General features: G+C 68.5%; 16 protein-coding genes. 9 read left to right on the forward strand and 7 right to left on the reverse strand.

The genetic code is table 11. From position 1 onward, the window contains the following. Position 1: 1 nt before the first annotated feature. The 4 genes from ACXN5S_RS06580 to ACXN5S_RS06595 all read right to left on the reverse strand — a co-directional run bounded on the left by ACXN5S_RS06580 (position 2) and on the right by ACXN5S_RS06595 (position 5,329). Positions 2 to 952: a magnesium transporter CorA family protein gene (locus ACXN5S_RS06580; protein ID WP_458604604.1), complete on the reverse strand. Its 951-nt coding sequence runs from the start codon at positions 950 to 952 to the stop codon at positions 2 to 4. Between the two features lie 26 nt (positions 953 to 978). After that, a complete protein-coding gene (locus ACXN5S_RS06585; RefSeq protein ID WP_458604605.1) occupies positions 979 to 2,580 on the reverse strand; it encodes an acyl-CoA dehydrogenase family protein in 1,602 nt (533 codons plus the stop codon). A gap of 133 nt (positions 2,581 to 2,713) precedes the next feature. Further along, on the reverse strand, positions 2,714 to 3,472 hold the full coding sequence (locus tag ACXN5S_RS06590) for an SDR family NAD(P)-dependent oxidoreductase (protein ID WP_458604606.1): 759 nt from the start codon (positions 3,470 to 3,472) through the stop codon (positions 2,714 to 2,716). Between the two features lie 3 nt (positions 3,473 to 3,475). Then, entirely contained in the window at positions 3,476 to 5,329 is a 1,854-nt protein-coding gene (locus ACXN5S_RS06595) for a feruloyl-CoA synthase (RefSeq protein WP_458604607.1), read from the reverse strand. 107 nt (positions 5,330 to 5,436) lie between these two features. Between ACXN5S_RS06595 and ACXN5S_RS06600 the strand changes: the two genes are divergently transcribed. Genes ACXN5S_RS06600 through ACXN5S_RS06625 form a run of 6 tightly spaced genes read left to right on the forward strand, consistent with a single transcriptional unit; the run spans position 5,437 to position 10,580 of the window. After that, on the forward strand, positions 5,437 to 6,234 hold the full coding sequence (locus tag ACXN5S_RS06600; RefSeq protein ID WP_458604608.1) for a crotonase/enoyl-CoA hydratase family protein: 798 nt from the start codon (positions 5,437 to 5,439) through the stop codon (positions 6,232 to 6,234). Between the two features lie 2 nt (positions 6,235 to 6,236). Beyond that, positions 6,237 to 6,722, forward strand: coding sequence for a MarR family winged helix-turn-helix transcriptional regulator (locus ACXN5S_RS06605; protein WP_458604794.1), 486 nt, complete (start codon positions 6,237 to 6,239; stop codon positions 6,720 to 6,722). Then, the gene (locus ACXN5S_RS06610; RefSeq protein WP_458604609.1) at positions 6,719 to 7,594 is read left to right on the forward strand and encodes an amidohydrolase family protein; all 876 of its coding nucleotides are present in this window, start codon (positions 6,719 to 6,721) and stop codon (positions 7,592 to 7,594) included. The genes ACXN5S_RS06605 and ACXN5S_RS06610 overlap by 4 nt, the downstream gene beginning before the upstream one ends. Before the next feature lie 21 nt (positions 7,595 to 7,615). After that, positions 7,616 to 8,704: a TRAP transporter substrate-binding protein DctP gene (gene dctP / locus ACXN5S_RS06615; protein ID WP_458604610.1), complete on the forward strand. Its 1,089-nt coding sequence runs from the start codon at positions 7,616 to 7,618 to the stop codon at positions 8,702 to 8,704. A gap of 60 nt (positions 8,705 to 8,764) precedes the next feature. Beyond that, a complete protein-coding gene (locus ACXN5S_RS06620) occupies positions 8,765 to 9,289 on the forward strand; it encodes a TRAP transporter small permease (RefSeq protein ID WP_458604611.1) in 525 nt (174 codons plus the stop codon). Then, the gene (locus ACXN5S_RS06625; protein ID WP_458604612.1) at positions 9,279 to 10,580 is read left to right on the forward strand and encodes a TRAP transporter large permease; all 1,302 of its coding nucleotides are present in this window, start codon (positions 9,279 to 9,281) and stop codon (positions 10,578 to 10,580) included. Before ACXN5S_RS06620 ends, ACXN5S_RS06625 begins: the two co-directional genes overlap by 11 nt. 20 nt (positions 10,581 to 10,600) lie before the next feature. Here the strand turns inward: ACXN5S_RS06625 and ACXN5S_RS06630 are convergent, their stop codons facing one another. Genes ACXN5S_RS06630 through ACXN5S_RS06640 form a run of 3 tightly spaced genes read right to left on the reverse strand, consistent with a single transcriptional unit; the run spans position 10,601 to position 14,121 of the window. Then, positions 10,601 to 11,440, reverse strand: a complete 840-nt coding sequence (locus ACXN5S_RS06630; RefSeq protein WP_458604613.1) for an alpha/beta hydrolase — start codon at positions 11,438 to 11,440, stop codon at positions 10,601 to 10,603. A 2-nt stretch (positions 11,441 to 11,442) separates the two neighbouring features. Further along, positions 11,443 to 12,906 carry an NAD-dependent succinate-semialdehyde dehydrogenase gene (locus ACXN5S_RS06635; RefSeq protein WP_458604614.1) on the reverse strand — a complete coding sequence of 488 codons (1,464 nt, stop codon included), beginning with the start codon at positions 12,904 to 12,906 and terminating at the stop codon, positions 11,443 to 11,445. 12 nt (positions 12,907 to 12,918) lie between these two features. Next, positions 12,919 to 14,121 (reverse strand): iron-containing alcohol dehydrogenase, encoded by a 1,203-nt coding sequence (locus ACXN5S_RS06640; RefSeq protein WP_458604615.1) that lies wholly within the window; start codon positions 14,119 to 14,121, stop codon positions 12,919 to 12,921. 293 nt (positions 14,122 to 14,414) lie between these two features. On the opposite strand from ACXN5S_RS06640, the gene ACXN5S_RS06645 reads away from it, so the two are divergent. Genes ACXN5S_RS06645 through ACXN5S_RS06655 form a run of 3 tightly spaced genes read left to right on the forward strand, consistent with a single transcriptional unit; the run spans position 14,415 to position 17,604 of the window. After that, on the forward strand, positions 14,415 to 15,062 hold the full coding sequence (locus ACXN5S_RS06645; protein WP_458604616.1) for a GntR family transcriptional regulator: 648 nt from the start codon (positions 14,415 to 14,417) through the stop codon (positions 15,060 to 15,062). An 8-nt stretch (positions 15,063 to 15,070) separates the two neighbouring features. Continuing rightward, entirely contained in the window at positions 15,071 to 16,609 is a 1,539-nt protein-coding gene (locus ACXN5S_RS06650) for a sugar ABC transporter ATP-binding protein (protein ID WP_458604617.1), read from the forward strand. Beyond that, the gene (locus tag ACXN5S_RS06655; RefSeq protein WP_458604618.1) at positions 16,606 to 17,604 is read left to right on the forward strand and encodes an ABC transporter permease; all 999 of its coding nucleotides are present in this window, start codon (positions 16,606 to 16,608) and stop codon (positions 17,602 to 17,604) included. Before ACXN5S_RS06650 ends, ACXN5S_RS06655 begins: the two co-directional genes overlap by 4 nt. The last annotated feature ends 23 nt before the right edge of the window (positions 17,605 to 17,627 follow it).

Raw genomic sequence — 17,627 nt, forward strand, 5'->3', positions numbered from 1 at the left:
CTCAAAGCATCCGCTTCCACCGGAAGAACGCCCAGGTCAGCGTCGCGCTCGCCACCATCGCGGCCACGGCCACCGGATAGCCCCAGGCCTCGTCCAGCTCCGGCATGAACTTGAAGTTCATGCCGTAGAGCGAGGCGATCAGCGTCGGCGGCAGGAAGATCACGCTCATCACCGAGACGATGCTCACCGTCGCCGACTGGTCGAGGTTGATCATCCCCAGCGTCGTGTCGGTGATCAGCCCTAGGCGGCTGGCGAGGAAATCGGCATGCACCTCCAGCGCATCGATGTCGCGCTGGCGCGCCTTAGCGGCCGCTTTCACATGCCCTCCGGCAGTGCCGCGCCGGGCGAGGAAGAAGCCCAGCACCCGCTCGATGCTAAGGAGCCCCAGCCGCACCCGGCTCATCACCTCGCCCTCGCGGCCAAGCTCTCGGAGCATCTCGCGCATATCGCCCTCTGAGCGATCCTCATCGTCATAGACGCGGCGCGCCACCTGATCGAGCATCCGGCCCACCGCCTCCAATAGGTCGGCCTGGCGGGCGACGATCTCTTCGATCAGGCCAAGGAGCAGCGCCTCGACATTCTCCACCCCGGTGGAGCCCTGCCCGGCACGGGGCCCGAAGGTCTCGAACGGCTGGGGGGCGTGATAGCGCACAGTCAGCAGCTGACTGCCGGTGAGGATAAACGAGACGGGCGCCGAGGTCTGGCTGCCGTCCGGCAGACGGCCGGGCAGCATGGCCGTCATCACATCGGTGCCGTTCTCGACATAGAGGCGGTTGGAGATCTCGATCTCCTCCATATCCTCGCGGGTCGGCACCGGCAGGCCGAGCGCGCGGACCGCCGCCATCTCATCCGTGTCGGGCGAGAACAGGTCGATCCAGACCGCGCCCTCCAGGGGGGCGGCCGCATCCATCTTGGCAAGAGCATCGCCATCCCGGCGCCAGGCGTAGAGCATGTAACCTCCGTCGTCGCCCGGCCCAATCAGGCGAAAGCGGCGGCGGGGTCAAGGGCCTGCGCGGCCAGCGCAGCGCGCGCCTCGGCCGCGTGCAGGGCAAAGCGCTCCGGCAGGGCGCGGCGCAGGGTGGCGGCGCTGGCGGGGTCGACCGCTTCGATGCGCACCGCCAGCCAGCCGGTGACGGCCACCCAGCCTGCGCGCATCACCGCATCGGCGGCGGCCAGGCGCGCTGCCTCGGGCGCGGCCGCCACCTCTTCGGCCAGCTCTGCGAAGCCCGGCGCCTCGGCGCGCGCCAGGAAGGCCGCGAGCCCCTCACGCCCCCGCACCAGCCGGCGCTCGGTGAAGTCGATCGCCTGCATGCCCGAGGTGCCCTCGTAGATCGCCAGCACGCGCGCATCGCGCAGCATCCGCTCCAGCGGCCAGTCCTGCGTATAGCCCGCGCCGCCAAGGAGCTGGATGGCGCGATGCGGCCCGTCAAACCCCGTCTCTGCCCCGAAGGTCTTGATCAGCGGCATCAGGAAGGCGGCGAGCGCCGCAGCTTCCTCCCGCTCCTCCGCTTCGGGCGCGTGCCCGGCGAGGTCGAGCTGCACGGCCAGTTCCAGCACGGCGGCCCGCATCAGCTCCACCTCCGCCCGCAGGCGGGCGAGCTGGCGCTGCACATCGGGATGGGTGGCAATCGGCACCGGCGGCGCATCGGCCGGCCCGCCCTGGCGCCGCTCCTGCGCATAGGCCTCGGCGATCCCCGCGGCGCGTGCCGCGATGCCCAGCCCCTGCACCCCGGTCTGCAGACGCATCCGCTCGATCATCGCGAAGAGCTGCGGCAGCCCGCGCCCCTCCTCGCCGATCAGCTCCGCCTCGGCCCCATCGAAGGCCAGCGCACAGGTGGGCGAGCCGTGCAGGCCCAGTTTCTCCTCGATGCGCATCAGCGACACCCCGGCCTCGCCCCGTCGCGCCGGCACGAGGAACAACGAGAGTCCGCGCGTCCCCGGCGCGTCAGACGTGCGCGCCAGCAGGCAATGGCCGATTACGGGGGCCAGATCGTGCTCGCCGAAGCTTATCCAGATCTTCTGCCCCGTCACCCGCCAGACGCCGTCCTCGCGCGCCGCCCGCGTCGAGATGCGCCCCACATCAGAGCCGGCCCCCGGCTCGGAGATGCAGATCGTCGCCGCCCGCTCGCCGGCGATCAGCGCCGGCACCCAATCGGCCAGCGCCGGCCCGCCGTGGCGCGCCAGCAGATGCGCGGCCGAGCGCGCCGCCCCGGGCGCCATGTAGAAGGCCGGCGCCGCCGCATCGAAGAGCGCCTCCGAGGCGGCCTGCAGCGCCACCGGCAGGCCGGCGCCGCCCTGCTCTTCCGGCAGATCGAGCCCGATCCAGCCGCCCGCCGCCACCTCTCGCCAGGCCCCCGCATAGCTTGGCGGCAGCACCACCTGCCCGCCTTCCACGCGCGCCCCGATGCGGTCGCCCTCGTCGCCCGCCTCGATCAGCACCCCGGCGGCCAGCCGCGCCGCCGCCTCCAGCACAGCGCCGGCAATCTCGTCATCCGCCGCGCCCAGCTCCACCAAACGCTGCCAGCCGGGCGTCACGCCCAGCATCGCCAGCATCCGCCCCTGCTCCGCCGCCCAATCCATCAGGCCCCACGGCCGCAGCCGCCCCCCTCGTCTTTGCTCTGATAAAATCCTCGGGGGGGCCGCGCAGCGGCGGGGGGCAGACAGCCCCCCTCCCCGGCCGACACCCGCGCCGGCCCCGGCCGCAATGCGCCGCTCACCGCGACTGCAGCCGTGTGGCGGCGTCGAGGCGGATCACCTCGCCGTTGAGGTAGTCGTTCTCCACCGCGAAGCGCACGGTATGGGCGAATTCCGCCGGGTCGCCCAGCCGGGCGGGCGCGGTGATCGAGCGTTCCAGCGCCTGGCGCGCCTCGTCGCTGAGTTCGGCCAGAAGCGCGGTGTGAAAGATGCCCGGCGCGATGGTGTTCACGCGGATGCCGAAGCGGGCGAATTCGCGCGCCGCCGGCAGGCCCATCGAGACGATGCCGCCCTTCGAGGCCGCATAGGCCGCCTGGCCGATCTGCCCTTCGAAGGCGGCGACCGAGGCGGTGTTGATGATCACGCCCGCGCAGCCGCGAACCTCCTCAGCCAGCGAGATCTGATGCGCCGCAATGCGCATGACGTTGAAGGTGCCGATCAGGTTCACCCGGATCACCTTCTCGAAATCGCTGAGCGGCATCACCCCGTCACGGCCGACAATGCGGCTCGCCCCGCCGATGCCAGCGCAGTTCACCACGATGCGTGGCACGCCGAAGGCCTCGCTGGCCACGTTGAAGGCGGCGCGCACCTCTTCCGAGGAGGTGACGTCCACCGCCAGGCCATGCGCGCCGATCTCATGCGCCAGGTCGATTGCGCCGCCCTCGTTGCGGTCGATCAGGGTGACCTTGGCCCCCGCCTCTGCCAGCATCCTTGCCGTGGCGGCGCCCAGGCCAGAGGCCCCGCCGGTGACCAATGCGCTCGTCCCGTCGATCTGCATGTTCTACCTCGCCCTTTCGGCGGCATGAATGACGCCCGGCCCCTCGCCATAAAGCGATTCGACCGCCGCCCCCCGACGGTTGAGTACCGCACGCTGGTTTACAGAGCCTTTGTCCGTCACCTCGCCCGCATCGAGCTTCAGGGGCTCCGTCAGCACCATCGCCCGCATGACGCGGTTGGACGATCCGCTGGCCGCCTTCGCATGGGCACGGAGGAGCTCGCCCAGCCGGCCTGTGACATTGGGATGCGCATAAAGCGCCTCGTCGCTGAGGTCGGCACCACCGGGCACGAGCTTTTCCATACCGGGGCGGAAGGGCACGAGTAGCGCGCCAAGCTCGTCCTGCCCCTCGCCGGCGATGACCGCATCGCGGATCAGCCCGTCCATCGCGTCGATCAGCTTGGCCCGGAGCGCGCCAACGGCGACCCAGGTGCCGGTGCTGAGCTTGAAGTTCTCGGCGATGCGCCCGTCGAAGAAGAACCCCTCCTCCGGCTTGCCGGGCACGGCGAAGCGCAGGGCATCGCCCATGTGGTAGAAGCCTTCCTCATCGAAGGCCTCTGCAGAGAGCTTGTCGTTGCGCCAATAGCCGGGCGTCACGTTGGGGCCGCGAAAGCGCGCCTCGAGTTTGTCGCCAGAGGGCACGAGCTTCAGCGTCACGCCCTGCGCGGGGATGCCGCAATTGCCCGGGCCGGGCTGGGGCGTGGTGCAGAAGATGGCGAAGGGCGCCGTCTCGGTGCTGCCGAGGCCGGCGCACATCAGCACCTTGGCGCCGATGGTCTCCACTGCCAGCTCCTCCAGGCGCCGCCAGGTGTGGGCGGCCATGCCGGCGCCGGCGTAAAGCAGCATCTTCACGCGGGAGAAGAAGTTCTCGCGCAGCGCATCGTCTTTCTCCATCGCCTCGATCAGCATCTCGAAGCCGGCGGGTACGTTGAAGTACCAGGTGGGCGCGATCTCGCGGAGGTTGCGGATCGTCTCCTTCATGCCGTCCGGCGTGGGCTTGCCGGCGTCGATGTAGAAGGTGCCGCCGTTGTAGAGCGCGATGTTGAACACCTTGGTGCCGGAGGCGACGTGGTTCCACGGCGCCCAGTCTACCAGCACGGGCGGTTCGTCACGCAGCCAGGCGTAGCAGTCGAGCACCTGCTCCATATTGGCGCAGAGCATCCGCTGGGTCTGGATCACGGCTTTGGGCGAGCCGGTGGTGCCGGAGGTGAAGAGGAACTTCGCCACCGTCTCCGGCCCGGTCTTGCTGCGCGCCTCTTCGGCTGTCTCATTCGCTTCGGTAGCCATCACATCGGCCCAGCGCAGCATCTGGCGGCCGGGCACCTCGCCCTTGGCCGAGATCACCGGCACATCGGCGTCGAAGACCGCGCTGATGGCTTTGGCGAAGGGCTCGGCATCCTGCACGAAGATGGCGCCTGGGGTAATCTGGGCGGCGATGTCCTTCAGCTTGGCGAAGTCCTGGCTGATCAGCGCATAGGCCGGCGCCACCGCGGCGGAGGGCACGCCCACATATTGGGCCGAGAGCGCCGCCACCGCGTGATCGAGGGAATTGCCGGAGAGGATCATCAGCGGCCGCTCCGGCGACAGGCCGAGCGAGAGCAGCTTGGTGCCGACCCGCGCCATGGCCTGCGCAAGCTCGCCGTAGCTCATCTCGATCCAGCCGCCATCCGGGCCGCGCTCGGCCATCCAGATGCGCTCGGGCGCCGTTTCGGCCCAGTGCAGGATACGGTCCGACAGCCGGTCGGGGTAAGGCGGCAGCTCATCCTCGCGCCAGACCAGAACCGTGCCGTCCTCGCGCGTTTTGGATGCGATGCGCGGCGTCCATAGCTGCACATCGCGCATGGGCGCCTCATCGGCCATGGCGAACCTCCCTTTTCTCCTCGCCGCGGACTATTGAACACACGGAATTAGTTTACAAGGAAAATACCCTCGCCTAAGGTCCGCCCCAGACAACGAAGGAGCGACGCGTGAGCGACGGCAGCGCCGAGAACATGGTGACCTACGAAATGCGCGGCGACGTCGCGCTGATCGGCCTGAACCGTCCCGAAAAACGCAATGCGATCAGCGACCGATTCGTGGGCCAGATCGAGCAAGCCGTGCTCCGAGCGCGCTCTGAAGCGAAGGCCGGCGTGATCCATGGCCATGGCCAGCATTTCTGCGCCGGCCTCGACCTGGCCGAGCATGTGCAGAAGTCGCCGCTCGAAGGCATGCGCGGCAGCCGCAAATGGCACGAGGTCTTCACCCTTCTGGAATTCGGCGACATCCCCTGGTTCTGCGCCCTGCACGGCGCCGTCGTAGGCGGCGGGCTGGAGCTGGCGAGCGCCGCGCATGTGCGCGTGGCCGACGAGACGGCCTTCTTCGCCCTGCCCGAGGGCACGCGCGGCATCTTCGTGGGCGGCGGCGGCTCTGTCCGCTCGGCCCGGCTGATGGGCGTGGCCCGGATGACCGACATGATGCTGACCGGCCGCTCGGTCGATGCCGAGACGGCGGAGCGCTGGAACCTCGTGCAATATGTCGTGCCCGAAGGCCAGGCGCTGGAGCAGGCCGTCGAGCTGGCGACCAAGGCCGCCAGCAATGCCGAATTCTCCAATTACGCGGTGATCAACGCCCTGCCCCGCATTCAGGCCATGGGCCGCGATGACGGTCTGTTCGTCGAGAGCTTCATCTCGTCCTTTTCGGCCACCACGCCGGAAGCCGAAGAGCGCCTGAAGGCCTTCCTCGAAAAGCGCGCCGGCAAGGTGGCCGCGCCTAAGAGGGCGACTTGAACATGCGGGCGGAAGGCATGCAGCCGGTGGCAGAGGCGGAGGCCGAGCACGTGCAGCTCGGCGCGCTGGAGACATCGCTCGGCTTCATGCTGCGCATCGCCCAGCTGCGCAATTTCGAGCGGTTCTATAGCCGTTTCGGCCATCTCGACCTGAAACCCGGCGAGTTCTCGATCCTGTGGGTCGTCAACCTCAACCCCGGCATCCGGCAGGGTGTGCTGGCGCAGAAGCTGCGGGTGAAGCCCGCGCATATGACCAAGATCATCCGCCGGCTTGAAGGCAACGGCATCATCGCCCGCCACATCCCCGATGGCGACCGCCGCTCTGTCGAGCTGTCGTTGACAGAACGGGGCCAGGAGTTCGTCGAAGAGCGGCAGGCCGATTTCTTCGGCGCCGACAATTACAACGACACCGATCTCACCCCCGAAGAGAAGCGCCAGCTTGCGGCGCTGCTCAAGAAATATTGCGGAACAGAAGGCTGGGTGCGATGAATATCGACGACCTGCGCGCCATCGACATCCACACCCACGCCGAAGAGCCCTGCTGCGGCCCGCGTGACGATGGCTACGACGAATTTCAGGCCGGCATGGCCAATTACTTCAAGAACCCCGCCGGCAAGGAGGGGATGCTCCCCTCGGTGCAGGACACCGCCGCCTATTACCGCGAGCGCAATATCGGCGCGGTGATCTTCCCGGTGGATGCCGAGCGCGAAACCGGTTTTCGCCGCTATTCCAACGAGGAGGTGGCGACCATAGCCGCCGAGAACAGCGACGTTCTGATCCCCTTCGCCTCGATCGACCCGGCCAAGGGCCGCGCCGGCGCGCGCGAGGCTCGGCGGCTGGTGCGCGAATTCGGCATCAAGGGCTTCAAGTTTCACCCCACGTTTCAGGGCTTCTACCCCAACGACCGTGCCGCCTACCCGATCTACGAGGCGATTGCCGAAGAGGGCTGCATCAGCCTGTTCCACACCGGGCAAACGGGCGTCGGGGCCGGCATGCGCGGCGGCATGGGCATGAAGCTGAAGTACTCAAACCCGATGTATCTGGATGATGTCGCGGTGGATTTCCCCGACATGCCGATCATCGCGGCCCATCCCTCCTTCCCCTGGCAGGAAGAGGCGCTGGCCGTCGCGACCCATAAGCCGAACGTCTACATCGACCTCTCCGGCTGGTCGCCCAAGTATTTCCCGCAGATCCTTGTGCGCTATGCGAACTCGATCCTGCAGGACAAGATGCTCTTCGGTTCCGACTGGCCGGCCATCACGCCGGACCGCTGGCTCGATGATTTCGAGAAGCTGGAGATGAAACCCAGCGTGATCCCGAAGATCCTGAAGGAGAATGCGAGACGACTTTTGAAGCTTTGAACGCAATCCAGGGAGGAAACTATGTTCAAGGAAAAAGCTATCGGCCTGCTATTGGCCAGCACGCTTCTGGGAGGCGCCGCACAGGCGCAGGAGCTGCGCCTTGCCCCCGCCGCCCCGCCGGCGCACCCCGCCTATTACATGTACGAGCATTTCGCCGAATTCCTTTCTGAGGAATCCGGTGGCGAGATGACCGGCACCATCCTCGGGCCGGAAGTCGTGGCCCTGCCGCAAGTGAAGGACGCCCTGCAGTCCGGCCTCGCCAATGTCGCCAACGGCCTGCCGCTCTACTTCGCCGCCGACTTCCCCGAAACGGGCGTAGCCGGTGACCTGGCCCTGCTCGGCCGCAACCCCCATGCCATGGCCTGGGCGATGACCGAGTTCGGCGTCAACTGCGAGCCCTGCCAGGAAGAGTTCAAGACCTTCGGCTCCGTCTTCCTCGGCGCCGGCTCGTCCGACGTCTACGTCCTGCTGACGACCACACCCGTCCGCACGGCGGAAGACCTGCAGGGTCTGCGCCTGCGCTCCGGCGGTGCCCCCTACTCGCGCTGGGCCGAGCATTTCGGTGCGACGCCGGTGAACATCGCCGTCGGCGACCAGTTCGAGGCGATGAGCCAGGGCACCATCGACGGCACCATGGCCTCCATCGTCGACATGCTGTCCTACCGGCTGATCGACGTGGCGACCTATGTCACCATGATCCCGCTCGGCACCTATCACGTGACCTCTAACTTCACGACGTCGCTCGACACGTGGGAAGGCATGAGCCTTGAGCAGCGCCAGCAGTTCGTGGCCGCCGCCAACCGCGGTGACCCGCAGCTGACCGACCGCTGGGCCTTCCAGCTGCCGGCCGAAGCGACCGAGGCCGTCGAGGCAAGCGACAGCATCGAGGTGATCCAGCCCGATCAGGCCTTCCTCGACGCGTCGAACGCCTTCGCGGAAGAGGACATCCAGGCCCGCATCGACGCCAACCCGCTGGCCGGCGACTTTGCCGCGTTGGTGGAAAAGTGGACCGCCATCGTCGAAGAGGTCGGTGAAGACCCCGAGGCTCTGGCCGCCCGCGCGCAGGAAGAGATCTGGTCGAAGGTCGATCTCGAAACCTACGGAATGTAACGACAATCGCTCCGGCCCGCCTTCGCGGCGGGCCGGGCATCCTGAGGGGGGAGCGGGGACATGCAGGCGCTGGCGAAGCTGGCATTATGGATCAGCCGCGTGCTGGCCTATGTGGGAGCCGTCGCCGTGGTGGCGATGATGCTGCACATCTGCCTCGACGTGGCCCTGCGCAATCTCTTCAACATCGCGATGAACACGACGCCCGAGATCGTGGCCCGCTACTACATGACCGGCATCGCCTTCCTGCCACTCGCCTGGCTTGAGCTGCGCCGGCAGATGATCTCTGTCGAGCTGCTCGATTTCGCCCTGAGCGACCGGATGCGCCATGCCTCCGACGCGGTGGTGATGCTCGTGGCCGCCGGCACCTATGCCCTGCTCGCCTGGTCGACCTGGCCGAAGGCGCTGAAGGAAACGCGCACCGGCAGCTTTGTCGAGCTGGTGAGCATCCAGATGCCCGTCTGGCATTCCTATTACATCCCGGCCATCGGCTTTACCGTCGCCTCCGCCGCCTGCCTGATCGGCACGCTGGCCTTTGCCTCGCCGCGCCTGTCCGCAGCTCTGGAGCTCCGCCAAGATGAACGTTGACGTCGGCCTCTGGGGCATCGGCATCCTTGCCCTGCTGCTCGTTCTGCGCCTGCCGGTCGCGCTGTCGCTGATCCTCGTCTCGTTCGGCGGCATCACAGCGCTGATCGGCGTGAACCCGGCTATCGGCATCCTCGCCAACACGCCCTATTCCTTCGTCGCCAGCTGGACGATGTCGGCCGTGCCGATGTTCCTGCTCATGGGCTTTCTCGCCTTCCACTCCGGCATGACCGGGGGGCTGTTCGAGGCCGCCAAGGTGGTGCTGGCGCGATTGCCCGGGGGTCTGGCGATCTCGTCGATCTTCGCCTGCTCGGGCTTTGCCGCCGTTTCCGGCTCGTCGCTCGCCTGCTCGGCCGCGATGGGGCGCATCGCGATCCCCGAGATGGTGAAGGCGGGCTATAACCCTTCGATCGCCGCGGGCTGCATTGCCGCCGGCGGCACCATCGGCGCCCTGATCCCGCCCTCGATCCTGATGATCATCTACGGGGTCATCGCCGAGACCTCGATCACACAGGTCTTCGTCGGAGGTATCTCCATCGGCGTGCTGACCGCGCTGTCCTACTGCACCGTGGTGCTGGTGATCTGCTGGCTGCGGCCCGATCTCATCCCCAACCGCGGCGAGATGGCCGACAACGAGGGCGCCCGCGCAATCGCCAAAATCCTGCCCATCGCGCTGCTAGTTCTGCTGGTCTTCGGCGGCCTGTTCTCCGGCCTCTTCACGGCGACAGAGGCCGGCGCCGTCGGCGCGCTCGGCACACTCTTGCTGGCCGCTGCCACCCGCTCGCTCACCTGGGCCGCCTTCAAGACCTCGCTGATCGAGACGGTCACCACCACCGGCTCGCTGCTAATCATCGGCATCGGCGCCACGATGTTCACCCGCTTCCTGGGCATCTCGGGCCTGTCGGGCTTTATCGCCCAGGCCGTCGCGGGGGCCGACCTCTCCTACGTCGGTCTGATGCTCATCATCGTGGCGATCTACCTGGTGCTCGGCACGTTCATGGAGCCCTTCGGCGCCATGCTGGTCACCCTGCCCGTCTTCCTGCCGGTGCTGGAAGCGCAGCAGATCAGCCTCGTCTGGTTCGGCGTGCTGGTGGTGAAGCTGCTGGAGATCGGGATGATCACGCCGCCCGTGGGGATGAACGTGTTCGTCATCAAGAACGTGGCGGGCAAATACGTGAGCGTCACGCAGGTCTTCGCCGGGGTGCTGCCGTTCATGCTGGCCGACCTCGTGGTCGTCGCCATCGCCATCGCGGTGCCGTCGCTGGTGCTCTTCCTCCCCGCTCTACTGAACTAGCGCGGGGAGACGGACGCCCCTCAGCTCGCCGCCACCATCTCCGCCAGTCGCGCCCCGAGCGGCGCGGCCGGATCGCCGAGGTCGAGCACGATGGACAGGTGGTTGTGCCCCGCCTCCTGGCGCAGCTCCGCCTCCGGGCCCAGCAGCCCCGCCAGCGCTTCCGCCTGCTCCTGAAACGGCGCCGTCTCTTCCGCGCCGCGGGTGATGACGCGCAGCGGCCCGGCCAGGTGATCGGCGGCAAGTGGCGACCAGTCCGCGGCCTCGTCCTCCCGCATCTCGGCCTCATCCTTCAGGAAACTGCCGGGGATGCCGGTCAGATCGTAGATGCCGCTCGCCAGCAGCATCGCCTTGATGGGCGGCAGGTCGGGCATCGCCGCATCCCCCGGCGCCTTCGCCGCGAGCAACGAGGCCAGATGTGCCCCCGCCGAATGCCCGCTGACGGTGAAGCGGGCCGGGTCGGCGCCCAGCTCCGGTGCCATCCAGGCGAGGTGGCGCGCCGCCTCGCGCACCTGCTCCACGATGGCGGCGAGGCGCGTCTGTGGCATCAGCTCGTAGGTGGCGATGGCCGCGATGCCGCCGGCAGCGACCACGGGGGCGGCGACCAGCGTATGCGCCTCCTTGCTGCCGGCGCGCCAATAGCCGCCATGGATGAACATGTGCAGCGGCGCGCCCTCAACGGGGCCGGGTGGGAAGATCAGATCGAAGGCCTGCCGGGCCCCGGGCCCGTAGCTGACATCACGTTCGACGCGAAATTGCCGGGCAACCTCGCGGCTGCGAGCCTCGGTCTCGGCCATGATGTTGTCGAAATCGGGGATGAAATCCCGGTTGCGATAGAGATCGAGGCCATCCGGCGGCGCCATCTTCAGAACTCCACGGCGAAGTATTTCGGCTCCATGAACTCAAGGATGCCGGTCACGCCCCCTTCGCGCCCCAGCCCGCTCTGCTTGACGCCGCCGAAGGGCGCCGCCGGGTCGGACATGAGGCCACGGTTGATGCCCACCATACCCGTCTCGATGGCGCGGCCCACCCGCATCGCGCGCATGATGTCGCGGGAATAGACGTAAGCGGCCAGACCGTACTCGGTGTCGTTGGCGAGGCTCACCGCCTCCTCCTCTGTCTCGAAGCGGCTGATGGCGGCGACGGGGCCGAAGATCTCCTCCCGCGCGATGTCGCGGCCGGCGGGCACGTCCTGCAGGACGGTCGGCGGGTAGTAATGCCCGGCGCGCTCCAGCGGGGCGCCGCCGGTCGTGGCCGTCGCGCCCTGCTCCACCGCATCGCGGACCAGCCGGTCGATCTTCTCCACCGCCTTCTCCGTGATCATCGGCCCGCATTGCACGCCGTCCTCGTAGCCGGCGCCGAGCGTGAGGCCGGCCATCCGCTCCGTCAGGCCGGCGACGAAGGCATCGTGGATGCCCGCCTGCACGTAGAAGCGGTTCGCCGCCGTGCAGGCCTCGCCGCCGTTGCGCATCTTGGCGACCATGGCGCCATCCAGCGCCGCCTCCAGATCGGCATCGTCGAAGACGAGGAAGGGCGCGTTGCCGCCGAGCTCCATCGAGCAGCTCACGACGGTCTTCGCCGCCTCGGCCAGCAGCGTCCGGCCAACGCCGGTGGAGCCGGTGAAGGAGAGCTTGCGCACCCGGGGGTCGGCCAGCATCGCCGCCGTCACCAGGCCGGGGTTGCTCGTCGTCAGCACGTTCACCACGCCCGGCGGCACGCCCGCCTCCTCCCCCAGCCGCGCCATGGCATAGGCGGTCAGCGGCGTCTCGGAGGCGGGCTTGAGGATCACCGTGCAGCCCGCGGCCAGCGCCGGGCCGATCTTGCGGGTGGCCATGGCGGCGGGGAAGTTCCACGGCGTGATCAGCACCGCGATGCCGATGGGCTCGTGATCGACGAGGATGTTGTGCGCGCCCGAGGGCGTGTGGCGGAACTCGCCGCCGATGCGCGTCGCCTCCTCGGCGTACCAGCGGAAGAACTCGGCGGCATAGGCGACCTCGCCGCGCGCATCGGGCAGCGCCTTGCCGTTCTCGAGGCTGATGAGCGTCGCCAGCTCCTCGGCATGCTCCGTCATCAGGGTGAACCAGCGGCGCAGGATCTCCGAACGCTGGCGCGGCGGCGTCTTCCGCCAGCCGGGCGCTGCGGCGGCGGCGGCCTCGACGGCGCTGGCGGCCTCCGCCTCGCCCGCATCCGCGACCTCGGCGAGCGTCTCGCCGGTGGAGGGATCGGTGACCGGGATGCCGCCGCCGGCGCGCCATTCGCCGCCGATGTAGAGCCCCTGCGCATGCAGGGCGGGGTCGGCATAGCCTTTGTGCGGGGTGTCGAGCGTCATATTGGTCTCCGATCAGGCGGTCAGGGCGGCGGTCTCGCCGTGATAGGCGGCGCCGACGAGGCGGCGCATGTCTTCCGGCGGCAGCGGGTTGGGGTTGTTCTGGATGAGCCGGGCGATGCCGCAGCTCTGCTCGGCCACCCAATCCAGCTTGTCCTCCGCGAGGCCGAGATCGGCGAGCGTGGCGGGGATGCCGATGCGGGCGAAGAGCGCGGCGATGGCGGGGATGACATCCGCGCCGCCGCCAAGCCCCATCACCCCGGCCATCTGCTCCAGCTCCGGCCCGATCTTCGGCGCGTTCCACGCCATGACATAGGGCATGAGACACGCCACCCCTGCCCCGTGCGCCGTGTGGGTCAGCGCCCCGACCGGGTACTGGATGGCATGGGCGGCGGCGGTGCCGGCCACGCCGAAGGCGAGCCCTGCATTGGTGGCACCCAGCATCACCTGCGCGCGGGCCTCGGCATCGCTGCCGTCGGTCACGGCGCGCTCCAGCCCCTCCCAGAGCAGGGCGATGGCCTGCAGGGCGAAATGGTCGGAGGTGGTGTTCTTGCCGACGAAGACCCGCTCCTGCGCCAGCCCCGCCACCGGCTCGCGGCGGATGGCGGTGAAGGCCTCGATGGCATGGGTCAGCGCGTCGGCCCCGGCGATGGCGGTCAGGCCCGGCGGGCAGGTCGCCGTCAGCTCGGGGTCGCAGATCGAGGCGGTGGGGATGAGATGCGGCGAGGAGATGCCGACCTTCAGCTGCCGCGCGTCGTCGGAGAGGACGGCGACGGGCGTCACCTCCGACCCCGTGCCGGCGGTGGTGGGGATGGCGATGAGCGGCAGCACCGGGCCGGGCACCATGAACTCGCCGTAGTAATCCTGCGGCTTGCCGCCGTGGCTGAGCAGCAGCGCCACGCATTTGGCCATGTCGAGGCAGGAGCCGCCGCCGACGCCGATGACCAGATCGGGCTGGAAGTCCTTCGCCGCCTCGGCGCTGGCGATGGCAGTGGCGACGGGCACGTCGGGCAGCGTGGAGGCATCGACCTGCGTGGCGAGGCCCGCCCCTTCCAGATCGGCCACCATCTGGAGGAAGTCTGCATCGCCGGCGAGGCGCTCGTCCGTCACGATCAGCGCGCGCTTGCCGAGACCCGCCGCGATGGGCCCGAGCGAGCGGCGCTGGCCTGCCCCGAAGATCAGCTCTCTCGGGGCCCTGATCGTGCCGAATATCGCCATGGTCTTCTCCTCCAACCTTCGCGCCGGCCCGCCCGCCATCTGGCACGGCCGGGCGGCCCTCCCTCGTTCGTCCGGCAATTCCGGCGGCGTGAGCCCACCCGGAATTGCCGCGTTATTTCAATGCCCTGACGCCCGCTCTGCAGAGCTTACAGCCCCGCCAGACCATATCGTATATGATATTGCATTTGACATTCGATATCCTATCGGTGTTAAGGTCTGCCCTGTCAAGGACGCTGATCGGGGGGAGGACCGGGGTGGCAGTCGCTACGGAGAGAGCAGGAAAAGGCAGCCTTGTGCGCCCGCCGAGCATCGTCGACGGCGTGCATGAGCGGATCTACGAGCGGCTGATGTCGCTTGAGATTCCGCCCGGCGCCCGCCTGCCCATCGACGGGCTGGCCCGCGAGCTCAACGTCTCCCAGACGCCTGTCCGTGAAGCCCTCGCCCGGCTGGAGCGCGAGGGGCTGGTGCGCAAGGCGCATCTCATCGGCTATTCCGCCGCCCCGCAGCTCACCCACAAGCAGTTCGACGATCTCTACAAGTTCCGCCTGATGGTGGAGCCCGAGAGCGCCCGTCAGGCCTGCCTGAACCTCACGCCCGAGCTGCTGCACCGCCTCGAACTCTCCGCCGCCGACATGGAGAAGGGCGAGCAGCCGGTCGACCGCAACAGCCGTTATTCACGCTTCGCCCGGGCGGATGCGCAGTTCCACGAAGAGATCCTGAAGATCGCCGATAACGAGACCGTCCGGCAGGCGCTGACCGACCAGCATGTGCACCTGCACATCTTCCGCCTGATGTTCCATTCCCGCGTCACGCAGGAGGCACTGGAAGAGCACGAGCGCCTGCTCGAAGCCTTCCGCGCCGGCGATGCCGATGCCGCCCACGCGGCGATGCACGATCATATCGCGCGCTCGCGCGACCGGCTGGCGGCGGCCTTCGAATGAACGCCGCCGTGCACGCCAAGGCTGACACCGCCGCCCTGCCCGTCCTGCGGGCCGACGGGCTGGCGAAGGCCTATGGGCCGATCACCGTGCTGAAGGATGTCACCCTCGATATCCGCCCCGGCGAGGTGCACGCGATCATCGGCGAGAACGGCGCCGGCAAGTCCACGCTGATGCGCCTGCTCTCCGGCCATGCCCGCCCCACGGCAGGCCATCTGGAGATGGACGGCACCCGCGTCGACTTCGCCGATTCCGTGCAGGCCGAGGCGGCGGGCGTGGTGCTGGTGCACCAGGAGATCCTGCTCGCCCCCGATCTGAGTGTGGCGCAGAACCTCTTTCTCGGCCGCGAGCTGACGCGCGGGCTGATGGTGGACGACCGCGCCATGAACCGCCGCACCGCCGAGGTGCTGGCCCGCGTCGGCGCCAATGCGCACCCGGCCGACATCGTCTCCGACATGCCGCTCGCCCAGCAGCAGCTCATCCAGATCGCCCGCGCCCTGCTCGACGACCGCAAGGTGGTGATCCTCGACGAGCCCACCGCCATGCTGGCGAACGAGGAGGTCGAGGCGCTGATCGTCGTGGTGGAGACGCTCCGCAGCCAGGGCGTCGCCGTCCTCTACATCTCGCACCGGCTGGAAGAGGTCGAGCAGCTGGCCGACCGGGTGACGGTGCTGCGCGACGGCGAGATGATCGGCACATGGCCGGCCTCGGAGCTGGACCAGCGCCAGATGGCCGAGCTGATGGTCGGGCGCGAGCTCTCGATGCTCTACCCGCCCAAGCGCGGCGCCTCCTCCGCCGCCCCCCTGCTCGTGGTGAAGGACCTTTCAGTCGATCACGGCAAGGTCGAGGCCTCGTTCGAGGTGCGCCCCGGCGAGGTGCTGGGCATCGGTGGCATGATCGGCGCCGGGCGGACCGAGCTGATCGAGGGGCTGATGGGGCTGCGGCCCAGCCATGCCGCTTCGATCCAAGTGAACGGCACCGCCATCGCTCGGCCCAGCGTCGAGGCTATGATGCAGGCCGGGCTCGTCTACCTGACGGAGGATCGCAAGGGCAAAGGCCTGCTCCTGCGTGAGCGGCTGGCGCCGAACCTGACCCTGCAGGCGCTCGACAGCGTCAGCCCCGGCATCATGCTCGACCGCGGCGGCGAGACCCGTGCCCTGCGCGAGGCCGTCGAGGAATACGACATCCGCGTGCGTGCCCTGACGCTGGAGGCAGGCCAGCTTTCGGGCGGCAACCAGCAGAAGCTGCTGCTCGCCAAGGTCATGATGACCGACCCGTCGGTCGTCATCATCGATGAGCCGACGCGCGGCATCGATATCGGCAACAAGAGCGAGATCTACAAGTTCATCGACGCGCTGGTGCAGGCGGGCAAGGCCTGCGTGGTCATCTCGTCGGAACTGCCCGAGCTGGTCGGCCTCGCCGACCGGGTGCTCGTGATGCGCGGCGGCCGCTTCGTGGCGGAGCTGACGGGCGAGGAGATCACGGAACAGAAGGTGGTCTACGCCGCGGCCAGCAGCCGCGACCGGACCGGGGGGAGAGCAATCGCATGAGCAGCACGGCAGACATCACAGCGGCGCCGGGGAAGCGCCGCCAGGGCATCCGCTGGGGAGAGCTGGCGCCCTTCATCGCGCTGGCGGTCATCGTGATCCTCGGCGCGCTGATCAACAGCAACTTCCTGTCGGCCAACAACCTCTTGAACGTCGTCACGCGCAGCGCCTTCATCGCCATCATCGCCGTCGGCGCGACCTTCGTGATCGCCTCGGGCGGGCTCGACCTGTCGGTCGGCTCGATGATGGCCTTCGTCACCGGCATCATGATCATGTCGATGAACGCCATGGTGCCCGCCCTGGGCAACTGGGCCATCCTCGCCGGGGCCGGGGTGGCGCTGGTGGTGGGCTCGCTTTGCGGGCTGCTCAACGGCGTGATCGTGACGGTGGGCAGGATAGAACCCTTCATCGTCACGCTCGGCACGATGGGCATCTTCCGCGCCTTCATCACCTTTCTCTCCGACGGCGGCTCGATCCCCATCGACCGCTCGCTGCGCGAGGCCTACCGGCCCGTCTACTTCGGCGATTTCCTCGGCATCCCCTACCCCGTCCTGATGACCATCGTCGTCATCGCGGTCGGCAGCTTCCTGCTCTACCGCACGAAGTACGGGCGCCGCGTCACCGCCGCCGGCTCCAGCGACGATGTCGCCCGCTTCTCGGGCGTGCATGTCGGGCGGGTGCGCACGATGGCCTTCGTCATCCAGGGCTTCTGCGTGGCCGTCGCCGCCATCTGCTACGTGCCGCGCCTCGGCGCCGCCACGCCGACCACCGGCCAGCTCTGGGAGCTTCAGGTCATCACGGCTGTCGTCATCGGCGGAACGCTCCTGCGCGGCGGCAAGGGCCGCGTCCTGGGCTCCGTCGCCGGCGCACTCATCCTCGAGGTCATCGCGAACGTCATGGTCCTGTCGGACATGGTGTCTGAATACCTCGTGGCCGCGGTGCAGGGCGCGATCATCATCATCGCCATGCTTGCGCACCGCTTCACGAACGCCCGCTGAGCGCGGGTGACGATTTCAACAGG

The sequence above is a fragment of the Pseudoroseicyclus sp. H15 genome (assembly GCF_054353345.1).